Source organism: Pseudomonas mandelii (assembly GCF_006438925.1).
In the GTDB taxonomy this organism is placed as follows: domain Bacteria; phylum Pseudomonadota; class Gammaproteobacteria; order Pseudomonadales; family Pseudomonadaceae; genus Aquipseudomonas; species Aquipseudomonas mandelii_C.
This window is the reverse complement of record NZ_RCZA01000004.1, coordinates 194,752-206,376: the sequence shown is the minus strand read 5'-3', so window position 1 is coordinate 206,376 and position 11,625 is coordinate 194,752. Positions and strand designations below refer to the sequence as shown.

Sequence of the window (11,625 nt, the reverse complement as noted above, 5' to 3'; positions counted from 1 at the left end):
GCGTTTTTCGGCGGTATTGTAAATTTCGGACATGCCCGATTGGCCGGCGCGCAATAGTTGGCGTGATTAATGCGTTAAAACTTCCGTATCGCTGCTCATCGAAGGTGCAACCATGATCAAACAGTGCGCGCCGCCTCCCAGGCACCACACTGCGAACGAACAGCCCTGGTTCGTGCTCAACTCTTCACGGTATTCGGTCATGCCCTCCGAACACCCGGCGATCTCGCATTTCTATGCCTTCGATGTGGCTCAATCAGCCAACCTGCTGGCCGTGCCGGACGGTTGCGTGGATATTGTTTTCGACTGTGATGCAACACGCCCTACCGCCCGGATCTGTGGCACGCCGCTGGCTGCCCAAGCGGTCGAGTTACACCAGAACCATCACTACTTCGGCGTGCGCTTTTCACCGGGCGTCATTCCCGGATTTATCAATGTGCTGGCCGAAGAATTGACCGAACGGGAACTCGACCTGCTGGAGGTCTCGGGGTTCGCCCAGCGCATCTTCGAAAATATCGTTCAAGCACCGCTGCTGGGCGATCAGATGCGGCTGTTCAACGACTACCTCGCCCCCCGCCTGATGGGTAGAACGTCAGCACTCACGGCCATGGTCATTCAGCAGGCAATGCGCCACCGCGGTGATATTCGTATTCAGCAACTGGAAGAACTCAGCGGGTACACCAGTCGCACGCTGCACCGACAGTTCAGCCAGGACACCGGCATGTCACCCAAGACCTTTTGCCGAATCATCCGCTGCCAGGCAGCTCTGGACACCCTCAATACCCAACACGATGTATCGTTTTCGGAGCTGGCCCTCGACCTGGGCTTTTCCGATCAATCGCACTTCCTGCGCGACTTCAAGAAACTGGTCAGTACAACGCCTTGCGACTATCAACGCAAAATGACCCAGAACGCCTACACCGACCGGATCAACTACGCCTGACCCTCCCTTTCAAAAACAAACGCGCGCCTTCATCACCCCTGGGTAATTCCCTGTGTTTCGAATACGGCAAGGCATATCCAGCGAGCCGAGTTGCCAGCTTCGCGCAGCGAAACCAACAATTCACGAGCGCTTGAATATCAGCCTGGAAAAGGAAATCGGGTGGGAGGAAAGCGTCAGCCGCACATGGGGTCTTTAGCGCATTGCCCTGAGCGTTTCGGACGGTGACTCGCCAAACAATTGCCGGTAATGCGCGGCGAAGTGGCTCAGATGGAAAAAGCCCATCGCCACCGCGATCTCACCGATGTTGTGGGAGCAGGCAGAGGTTGTGATCAAGCGTCGGCGCACCGCGTTGAGACGCAGATTGCGCAGGTATTCAACCGGACGCATCCCGGTCACCGCCTGAAAACTGTTTTGCAGGGTCCGGCGACTCACCCGCAGGTGTTCGCACAGGTCGAGAATGCTCAGGGGTGTATCACCACTGGCATCGATCAACTCCTGGCAACGCTTCACCAGGTAAGCACTCACGGCGAAATTACCGCGGCGACAACGTACCTCATCGGTGGCGTGGCTGAACAAATCGAGGAACGCGCTGAGCAGTTCTTCCTCCAGCATTTTCTCGGCGGTCAAGTTGATAGCGTCCGTCTGTTCCAAAAGGTGGCGAAACAGGGGCTGAATACGCTGACGTATTCGCAACAGTAACGCGTCATCCGCGATGAGTTGGGACGTGGTCTTCAGGCGCTTGAGCTGATCGCCAGACAATTCGAAGGCCGCCAGTTTGGCGAAGCGTACCGTGTCGACGTTGAGCGCGAAGAAGTGCATGCCTTCAGGGGCGTGCAACACAAACTCCTCGCCGTCACGCAACAGCACCACGCTGTGAGTGCCCACCTGTTGCCCCTGCACCACCGGTGCGCAGCCTAACGACATGGCCGCGCAAAGCCGACCTTTCGGCGCATAGCCGCGCTGCACCACACGTTTGTCCAGCACTTCCTGGAAGATTTGAAAGCGGTCAGAGGACAACTGCCGCAGCTCACTGGTCAGGCAGCCTCGGCCGAGTTGGTCATACACTTGCCGCCAGCCCTGAATGGAGCCAGCGTGTTGTTGAGGGTCATTGAAGGTTCGAACTTCAGCAAGCATGGTCGTCGTTCCTCAGTGGCCCCGTTTTTTTTCGGCCTGAAAGGGACTCAGTCATCCGTGACGGCAGCTATCGTTCACACAGGGGCGGCGTCCGCCGTGAAAACCAAAGCCAGTTCCATGCCAAGCATGTGCAGGCTGTACGTGGCGGGCTGGATATTCATCGGCGGCAACAACGCCCCGGACAGCACGACTTGCCCAGCCTCCACACGTTGACCGTCGGCCAACAGACGCCGAATCAGCCAGCACAGATTGGCCAGCGGGCTGTCCTCCCGATCGCGTGTATCACCACTACCGCAGCGCGCGCCGTCGCACTCCAGGCGATACGCTACGCTGACGTGGTGTACAGGATCGAAAGGGATACGCGATCCGAGATAATAAAGCCCCGCCGCCGCGTTGTCGGCAAGAAAGGCGCCCACTCCGAAATCCCAGCCCTGCCAACGGCAGTCGGCGATCTCGAACGCGGGTGCCACGTCGCCGATGGCTGCCAGAATATCCTCGTCGCGGTAGTCCCCCGGCGCCAGGGCACGCCCCAGCACAAACGCCAATTCGATCTCCAGCTTGGGCTGGATCAACCGCGAGAACGCCACCGCCGTACCCGGCTCGACGATCATGGTATCCATCAGGCCGCCATACACCGGTTCGTCAAGGCCCAAGCGTTTTTGCGCGGCGCTGCCGGCGAAGGCGATCTTCCACCCGCTCAGTCGTTCGCCTGCGGCCTGGCGGTGGTCCAGTGCTTCGCGCTGCAGCGCATAACCCGCAAGCCGATCTATCGCCTCGGGGGCCAGTGGCGCAATGGCTTGCACCGTGCGCGTCGCCTGATGTAGCCGGTTCAGTAGCGCATTGCCGTTGTTCATGACAGTTGCTCCGCCAGTTTGCGCAGCACACCTTCAAGCCTCTCTGGTGTGGTAATGGCGGCGACAAACCGGTCCGGACGCACCACTACGATGCAGTCACGCACCTTGGAGAACCATTCACCCAGGCGATTATCCACGTCCTCCACGCTGATGGCGTCCCAGGCCGTCAACGGCTGGCCACGTCCGATGCCACTGCGCGAACGATTGACCTGAATAAAACGAGTGTCCCAGCGCGCCCAATAAGTGGCCATTTCCTCGCTGAGTTGCTCGCTCGGGTTCACCCGATAACCCAGCACCGCATAGGAATTGCCAAGCACCTCATCCAGGCGACAACGCTGGCCCTGGGCGTCTTCGATGTACGGCTGAACAAACAGCTGGCCGACCAGATCGTCGTCGCGCAACTCGGCACGCTCGTGATAGACCAAGCCCTTGGTGATGGTGGCCTTGGGTTTGAATTTGAACTCCAGCAGGTGCGAGCGCAGGTTATCGACACTGTTCACCGCCTGGAACAACCAGTCGCGCACGCCGGCCATCAGCGGGTTGGTCATTCCCAGTACCGCACCCATGTTGTCGGCCAGGGCCACCAGCTCGGTGGCATGCCCACGGCGCTCCTGATCGTAGCTGGCGAGGATCGAGTGCGAGGCACGGCCCTGGATGATCGCCGCCAGCTTCCAGGCCACGTTGGCCACGTCCCGCAGCCCGGAATTGAGGCCCTGCCCGGCCCAGGGTGGAGAAATATGCGCGGCATCGCCCACCAGCGCCACACGCCCTTCGACAAACCGCACCGCGACCCGGGAGTGGTGGGTATAGGCTCGGATGCGGATGATGTTCAACTGATCGACCGCGTTGCCGATATGCCCACGGATCAAGTCGCGAATGGTGCTCTCGTCACACATCTTCGCCTCATCTTCGCCCTCCAGGAGCATGAACTCCCAGCGGCGTTGCTGGTACGGCAGATAGATGCACACGAAGGGCCGTTCCGGGTCGGCATGCAGTGCGGTGTAGGGTGCATCGAGGGTGTCATTGGCCGTATCGACCACCACCCATTTGCGCGCATGCGTCAGCCCCGACAGCTCGATACCGAGCTTTTTACGCACAGTAGAGCGTCCGCCATCGGCGCCGATTACATAGTCAGCCCGCAGTTGATAAATCTCGCTCTGAGCATCGCGCACCTGCAATGTCACGCCCTGCCCGTCCTGCTCGAGTTCGAGCATTTCATGGCCTTGGCGCAACACAACGCTGGTACGCTGCTCCAGGGTTTCGCGCAACGTGCCTTCCAGCAACTGCTGCATGAAAATATTGCGCATTGGCCAGCCGTAATGGGCGGTACTCGGCTTGACCTCGGCGAAACACACACCGCGAGCATTGTAATAGCGCAGCGGTACATCGCAGATCATGTCGCGCACAGCGAGTTCGGCAATGCCGATCCCCTGCAACACGCGCAGTGCTTCATCATCCATGCCCACTGCGCGCGGGTAAGGCAGTACGCCGTCGGCAAGTTCAAGGACGACGCAGTCGATACCGTACATCCCCATATAGTGCGCGGCAGTGATCCCGTTAGGGCCGCCGCCGACAATGACAACTTGGGTCTTCTCCTGCTTCATCGCTATTCACCGCTTTCTTGTTGTGTTTTTAATCCGACGCCGCTAAAGCCATGCGCCTGAAGTCAGTGCAGCCCATCAATACCTTTGACGTCCGCCGCCTGCAGACCGCCCAACCGCGCATGCAAGCGCCCGCGTGTAGCGAAGGCCCAGATCACGATCACTTCATCCGGCGCAGGGCCGTCGCCAAACATCAGGGACATGCTGTCGTAATGGGAGCGTACATACAGTGCGTCCTTGTGGGCCAACGGCACATCAATGGTTGAACCCGGGCCGCTCCGTTTGCCGGTAGACGGCACCCAGGATTTGCCCCCGCCCAGCGCCAGGCGCACCGGATCGGCAGCCGGGTTGGTCAGGAACGCATTGCCGTGTTCGTATTCGCCCTGGCTGCCCACCATGCAAGCTTTACCGTAGCTGACAATATCCCGCGAGCCGGCCAGCGCCTGAATGCGACGACCGAACTCTTCGCCCAGCAGCGGCGACGGTTCTACCAGCTCTGTCAGCGACTCGCTGTAGCGACCGGCATAGGGGTTGGCGATCACGGCGGCGATCGCATATTTGAACAGCGGCTCACCATCGGCCAGCTGGCCGCTTTCGTTGGCCAGGGTTTCTTCGACAAAGCTGTACCACTTGCGGATGTGATACGAAGCAAAATTTGCGGTTTTCATCAGGATTGCCTCAAAGCGGGTCTAGTGGATCCAGTGGATCCAGATTGAAATGTCGGCTTGGCGCGCCAGCGGCCTTGAACCGGGCCTTACCGAGCGCATCGTCGTGTTCGGTCTCAAGGAAAAATTCCATGCGATTGCCGTCAGGATCGTTGAAATACACACCATTGCCGATTTCGTGATCGGTGATCTTCACCACCTCGACGCCCTTGCCCAGCAACATGCCGTAGAGCTGGCGCAAGGTGGTCATGTCCCCGGCGATTTCCAATCCATAGTGTTGCAACCCCAACCCGCCCTGATGGGCGCCGGGCTCTGCACGAAGCAAGGCGATGTCGTGATGTTTGGTACCAAACGCCATCATGACCCAGCTTTCGCCTCGGGCACTTTCATGCATGCCCAGGATGTCGCCGTACCAACGTGCCGACACATCAGGATCACTTACCGAGAGCGATAAGTGAGTACGAAGGATTTCGACTTTCATCGCGTGATACCTCAGCTTTTTTTGACCACGGATTGATGCCCTGCCTTGATCTGCGCCACTGCGGGGGTCCAGAGCACGTCAGCGATCTCACTGAATTCGCGCCACTGTTTCTGCCAGCCATCACCGCCATTCTCGGAGGTGAACAAATGCCCATACTTGGTTCCCGCAACGATCTGTCGCGGATTTTTCGGGTTGAAGGCAATGGCCCAGACGCAGGAATTGGGTTGTTGCGACAGGGGCAGCACTTCCCAGCTGAGCGCAGCATCACGGGACACCAGGATCTTGCTGGTGGTACCGGGCGTGCCATCGGAAATACTCAGGTACAGGTCGCTTTGCGTGCCCAACGGCGCGTTCATGGCGCGCATGTAATACAGGCCGAACACTTCTCGACCGATAATGCCGGTCCAGGTCAGCCCTTCATCCAGGCTGCGGTAGACGGCGTTGACGCAGACCACCACGATGACTTTCTGGCCGTGATTGGGCAGTACCAGAATATTGTGGACATCCGAGTTGTAGTCCCACAGCAGCCGATCATCGACGCGCGTCCAGCTGTCGCCACCGTCGCGGGAGTGGAATAACCCACCCTCTTCAAGGCCGAACCATAGCTGGTTGCGGTCGGTCGGGTCATAGGCGAAAGCCAGCAGCCGTGGGCGGCTGACCCCGTCGCAGAACTCCGGAATCTCCACCGGCGCAGGATCCCAACTGAGACCACCGTCCAGGGTCCGCCACAGTACGGCGCGCGAAGGTGCGCCAGTGCCGACGAAAATCCGTTGCGCGTCCTGCGGATCGACGGCGACTTTCCAGACCGTCTGACCGTTGAACGGCGAATCGACCCGCTGCCAATGGCCGCCAGTGTCGCGGCTGACACACAAACCTACGTCCGTACCGGCGTAGATCACCTCAGGCTCGTCGGGGTGCACACTCAAGGATCGGGTGATCGCGTCGAACTCCAGGTCCTGCCCCAGGCCCAGGCGATGCCAGGTACGGCCATCGTCGGCGCTACGGATTACCGCTTGACCTACGGTGGCAACTAAAAGAGTGCCGTTACTCATCGCTGTTGCTCCTCAGATGAAGATGCCACGGGTCAGTCCACCGTCAATGCCGATGGATTCGCCGGTCACTGCACTCGCCTTGGGCGACGCCAGGAAACCAATCAGCCAGCCCATTTCCATCGGTGCCAGGGTGCGGCGAATCGGCGTCGCGTCGATGTAGGCCTGCTCAACCTGTTCCGCAGTCTTGCCTTGCTTGATCGCTTCGCGCTCGTACAGCTCCTGGATGTGCGGGGTGTCCACCACGCCAGGGTGGATCAGGTTGACCGTGATGCCCGAAGGGCCCAACTGGTCGGAGAGGGTTTTGGTCATGTGGGCGATCGCCAGGTTGCGCATCCCCGAGAGGACTTTGCTGCTGCGCCCGGTGAGGCCGCCGATGTTGATGATGCGACCGAAACCGCCGGCCTTCATGTGCGGAGTCACAGCCTTGGCGCAACGGAAGTAGCCGATCACCTTGGTGTTGAGATCCGACAGCAACTCATCGTCGCCGGCATGTTCGATGTCATTGCGCACCACTCCGGACGGCGCTGCTGCACCGTTGACCAGGATGTCGATGCGGCCGAAGTGTTTGTGCGCAGCTTCGACCATGTCAGACACGGCCGACATCTGATTGGTGTCACAGTACAGCGGCAATACTTCGTTGCCAGTCTGAGCCGTGATCTCTTCGGCAGCCTGTTGGAGAAACTCCATGCGGCGTGCGCAGATCACCACCTTGCAGCCCTCTTCGGACAGAAAACGTGCGACTTCCTTGCCGATACCCATACCGCCGCCGGTGACGATGGCCACGCGGCCTTTCAATTCCAGATCCATAGCATTTCCTCTTTTGATTATTCGAATCAGGCCAGATCGACGAAGACGCTCTTGGTCTCGGTGTAGGCATCGATCACGTTTTTACCCATTTCCCGGCCCCAGCCGGATTGCTTGTACCCGCCGAACGGCGAAGCCGCGTCGACCACATTCCAGCAGTTGATCCAGACCGAGCCCGCCTTGAGCTGCGCCGCCACGCGATGCGCCGAGCGCAGGTCGCGGGTCCAAAGACCCGCCGCGAGGCCATAGGGCGAATCGTTGGCGCGCAGCACCAGGTCGTCGATTTCGGTCCAGCTCATGACGGTCAGCACCGGACCGAAGATCTCTTCGCGGGCGACACAGGCACGCTCAGCGCGATCAAGGAACACGCTGGGCGCAATGAAGTGGCCGCGTTCCAGGTGGTCGGGACGGCCGCCACCGCAGATCAGTTCGGCGCCCTCCTCCTGGCCTCGTTGCAGGTAGCCTTTGACCGTGCTCAATTGGCGGCCCGACACGAGTGGGCCCATGCTGGTGGCCGGGTCCAAACCATTACCGAGCACGTGTGCGGTGGCATGCCGCTCAAGTTCTTCCAACACCTGATCAAGCACGCTGGCATGCACGTATAACCGCGAGGCAGCCGTGCACACCTGGCCCTGGTTGTAGAAGATGCCATCGGCCGCGCCTTTGGCGGCGCGCACGATATCGGCGTCCGGCAAGATGATGTTCGGCGACTTGCCGCCCAGCTCCAGCGAGACCTTTTTCATGTTGCTGGTGGCCGCCTGAGCGATCAGCCGGCCGACATGGGTCGAGCCGGTGAAGGCGATCTTGTCCACGTCGGGATGCTGCGCCAGCGGTCCGCCCGTTTCCGCGCCAAGACCGGTGATCAGGTTGACCACCCCCGCTGGAAACCCGGCGGCCTCGATCAACTGCACCAGTCGAATCGCGACCAGCGGCGTTTGCTCGGCAGGCTTGAGCACCGCGACACAGCCTGTCGCCAGCGCTGGGCCAAGCTTCCACACGCACATGTTCAACGGGAAGTTCCACGGCACGATCAGCGCGCACACGCCCACCGGCTCACGCAAGGTGTAGTTGAGCATGGGCGCACCGCTGGCCGGCGATACGGGCAGCGTGCTGCCTTCGATCTTGGTCGGCCAGCCGGCGAAGTAGCGAATGATGGTCGCCGCGCTGGCCGCTTCGCCTCGAGCGGCTGAGATGGGTTTGCCGTTCTCCAGCGTGATCAACTGCGCCAGCTCCTCGCGGTGCTGATCCAGCAGGTCCGCCAGTCGAAACAGCAGCAGACCTCGCTGGGCGGGCGACTGCAGCGCCCAGGCGCCGGTGAACGCTGTGCGGGCTGCCGCAACGGCCGCATCTACGTCACGCGCGTCGCCTTGGGCCACTTCCGTCAGGGTTTCTTCAGTCGCCGGGTTTTCCACGGCAAACCGCCGGCCAGCGGCGGCGTCCTGCCAACTGCCACCGATAAACAGGCGGCCAGGCTGGGACAGAAAATGTTGCACAGCAGGTAGTACTTCGAACTGTTTCATCATCGACTCCTTCACAGCGCCATTTCGATCAGGCAAGGACCACCGTCGGCATTGGCATTGGCCAGCGCCCGTTGCAGTTCGGCATTGGTTTGCACCGTGCAGGCCGGCACGCCGTAGCCCTTGGCCAGCGCCTTCCAGTCAATCCGCGGGCTATCGAGCACCGTCAGGCGCAGCGCTTCCGGGCCCATTTCGGTCACGCCGAAGCGGCGCAGTTCGTTCTGCAAAATGGCGTAGCGATGGTTGGCGGCAATCAGGATTACGACCGGTAACTGCTCGCGGGCGATACTCCACAGGGTTTGAATGGTGTACTGGGCACTGCCGTCGGATTGCAGGCAGAACACGCGATTGCCCCGCTCCGCCAAGGCGGCGCCGAACCCCACCGGAATGCCCTGGCCGATCGCGCCACCGGTATTGGTCAACACTCGGTGCCGCGCGGCGCCAGCGGAAGCGGTGAAAAATGGATAGCCGCAGGTGCCGCCTTCCACGGAGACAATGCTGTCGTCCGGCAGCGATGCGGCCAACACCTGGCCGATGGACTGAGGTGTGAGCTCGGCATGACCCGGCGGCAGTTCGATGCCCATCGGTGTCGGCACGTAAGCCGGTGCATTGAGGGCATCGGCCAGCGCCGTCAGCGCGCCGGCTACATCGTCACCGACATCGGCCAACGTCAGCAGACGCTCACGCTCGGCGAGGCGCGACGGGATGCCTTCGTAGCCGAAATAACTGATGGGCTCCGGCACCCCGGCACACACGACCTGGTCGTACTGCTCGAGGATTTCAATGGCCACTTCCGGGAAATACGGCAGGCGATCCAGATCCGGCAAACCACCGCCACGGTAGCTGAGCCGGGGAAAGGTCTCGGCAAACATGCGCACGCCAGGCAGTTGGGCCAGGCGCCCCGCTGCTTCCAGACCCGCAACCGACAACCCCTCATCCCCGACAATAAACACCAGGCGCTGCCCGTCACGCAGGGCCTGCGCCACCGTCTCGACCCGGTCACCGGCAAACCGGCGAACCGGCGCCCGCATCGGGGCGAACACACCGTTGTGCGTCACCGCGCTGGCTTGCAGGTCCATGGGCAAAATCAGGCTGGCGATCTGCCCTTTGGCCTGCCAGGCCGCCCGCACCGCTTCCTGCAAATCTTCGCCGATACCCGACGCCGTGCGCGAGGTGCGCACCCAACCGGAGACAGTCCCGGCCAAGGCCTGGATGTCACTGGCCAGCGGCGGATCGTAGTTGACATGCCATGACGCGTGATCGCCGATCACGTTGACGATGGGGGTATTGGCACGACGCGCGTTGTGCAGGTTGGCGATGCCATTGGCAAACCCGGGGCCCAGGTGCGTCAGGGTCATCGCCGGCTTGCCGGCAATCCGGCCATACCCATCCGCCGCCCCCGTGCACACCCCTTCGAACAACGACAACACCGGCTTCAGTGCAGGTGCGCTGGCCATGGCCGCCACCAATGGAATTTCGGTGGTTCCGGGGTTGGCGAAGCAGTATTCGATACCGCTTGCCGCTGCCGCATTCACTATCAGTTGCGCACCATTCATTTTCAGCCCTCTTGCTTGAGCATTTGCAGTGATGAGATTTATCACACACAAACACTCGCGCAACAAGCATTAATTTAATGATTGTCTCGCTTTATGAGATTTATGTGATTTTATTTGCACTAGAAAGGCTGCCGAGATTGCGTTTTTCTCTCACTGAGGTAGTGTTGCGCCAGCGTTTGGCGCTCCTGCGGGATGTTCTGGTCTGCGCCGGAACGAAGCACGCGCCCTCCCCCCCGTCTTTAGGAACGAAATGAGCAGCCTGAGCAAATTGCTGAGTGTCCTGGACCTGTTCGGTCCACAGACATTGAAGATCGACCCCGACACCATTGCCGAGCGCATGGGCCTGTCACGCGCGACCGTGTACCGCTACGTCAAGGATTTGTGCGACGCCGGCCTGCTGACCCGCGTGGACGCAGGCAGTTATGGCTTGGGGCCGCGTGTCATCGAACTGGACTGGATGATGCGTCAGTACGACCCTATCCTCGTTGCCGGGCGCGAGTTGATGCACGAGCTGTCCGCGCAAACCGGCCTGGCCGTGTTTGCGAGCGTTTTTTATGACGGTCGCATCATCAACACCTACATCGCCGAACCCACCGACACCTACCTCTTTGCGTTCGGGCGCGGGCAACCACTGCCGTTCTTTCGCGGCGCGCAATCCAAGGTGTTGATCGCCTTTCAGAAAGGTCGCCGTTTGCAACGCTTGTTCGACGAGCACATGGCCAACGACCCGGAATGCCCTTATGACTGGCCGAGCTTCTCCAAGGCTGCGAAAAAGATTCGCAAGGACGGTTACTGCCTCACCCATGATGAACTCAACCTGGGCTTGACCGGCATCGCCGCGCCCATCATCCAGACGGACATCGACGAAGTGGTTGGCAGCCTGTCCGCCGTCGGCAGCACTCAGAGTTTCAAGCTGCTGCGCCAGGAAACAGTGATCGAAATGGTCATGGATACCACTCGGCGCATCGCCGAAAACATGCGCAATCAGTCAAACACCACCGCACCCTAGCCTATGGATAAG

General features: G+C 60.7%; 11 protein-coding genes. 2 read left to right on the top strand and 9 right to left on the bottom strand.

All coding sequences use genetic code 11. The features are described from left to right. Positions 1 to 112 precede the first annotated feature (112 nt). Positions 113 to 940, top strand: coding sequence for an AraC family transcriptional regulator (locus EAH74_RS10975; RefSeq protein ID WP_140678241.1), 828 nt, complete (start codon positions 113 to 115; stop codon positions 938 to 940). Between the two features lie 192 nt (positions 941 to 1,132). Here EAH74_RS10975 and EAH74_RS10970 read toward each other — a convergent pair whose 3' ends face one another. The 9 genes from EAH74_RS10970 to EAH74_RS10930 form a co-directional block, all read right to left on the bottom strand. After that, on the bottom strand, positions 1,133 to 2,074 hold the full coding sequence (locus EAH74_RS10970; RefSeq protein ID WP_140678239.1) for a helix-turn-helix domain-containing protein: 942 nt from the start codon (positions 2,072 to 2,074) through the stop codon (positions 1,133 to 1,135). 74 nt (positions 2,075 to 2,148) lie between these two features. Then, positions 2,149 to 2,928, bottom strand: coding sequence for a 2-keto-4-pentenoate hydratase (locus tag EAH74_RS10965; protein ID WP_140678237.1), 780 nt, complete (start codon positions 2,926 to 2,928; stop codon positions 2,149 to 2,151). Further along, a complete protein-coding gene (locus EAH74_RS10960) occupies positions 2,925 to 4,532 on the bottom strand; it encodes a bifunctional 3-(3-hydroxy-phenyl)propionate/3-hydroxycinnamic acid hydroxylase (RefSeq protein WP_140678235.1) in 1,608 nt (535 codons plus the stop codon). The genes EAH74_RS10965 and EAH74_RS10960 overlap by 4 nt, the downstream gene beginning before the upstream one ends. Before the next feature lie 62 nt (positions 4,533 to 4,594). Beyond that, positions 4,595 to 5,197: an amino acid synthesis family protein gene (locus EAH74_RS10955; RefSeq protein ID WP_140678233.1), complete on the bottom strand. Its 603-nt coding sequence runs from the start codon at positions 5,195 to 5,197 to the stop codon at positions 4,595 to 4,597. A gap of 10 nt (positions 5,198 to 5,207) precedes the next feature. Continuing rightward, positions 5,208 to 5,675, bottom strand: a complete 468-nt coding sequence (locus EAH74_RS10950) for a VOC family protein (RefSeq protein ID WP_140678232.1) — start codon at positions 5,673 to 5,675, stop codon at positions 5,208 to 5,210. A gap of 11 nt (positions 5,676 to 5,686) precedes the next feature. Then, positions 5,687 to 6,727 (bottom strand): YCF48-related protein, encoded by a 1,041-nt coding sequence (locus EAH74_RS10945; RefSeq protein ID WP_140678231.1) that lies wholly within the window; start codon positions 6,725 to 6,727, stop codon positions 5,687 to 5,689. Positions 6,728 to 6,739: 12 nt separating this feature from the next. Next, positions 6,740 to 7,534: an SDR family NAD(P)-dependent oxidoreductase gene (locus EAH74_RS10940; RefSeq protein WP_111449704.1), complete on the bottom strand. Its 795-nt coding sequence runs from the start codon at positions 7,532 to 7,534 to the stop codon at positions 6,740 to 6,742. Positions 7,535 to 7,560: 26 nt separating this feature from the next. Further along, complete coding sequence (locus tag EAH74_RS10935; protein WP_140678229.1) at positions 7,561 to 9,051, bottom strand: aldehyde dehydrogenase family protein; 1,491 nt, start codon at positions 9,049 to 9,051, stop codon at positions 7,561 to 7,563. An 11-nt stretch (positions 9,052 to 9,062) separates the two neighbouring features. After that, on the bottom strand, positions 9,063 to 10,604 hold the full coding sequence (locus EAH74_RS10930) for an acetolactate synthase large subunit (protein WP_140678228.1): 1,542 nt from the start codon (positions 10,602 to 10,604) through the stop codon (positions 9,063 to 9,065). A 250-nt stretch (positions 10,605 to 10,854) separates the two neighbouring features. On the opposite strand from EAH74_RS10930, the gene EAH74_RS10925 reads away from it, so the two are divergent. Then, entirely contained in the window at positions 10,855 to 11,613 is a 759-nt protein-coding gene (locus tag EAH74_RS10925) for an IclR family transcriptional regulator (protein ID WP_140678227.1), read from the top strand. The last annotated feature ends 12 nt before the right edge of the window (positions 11,614 to 11,625 follow it).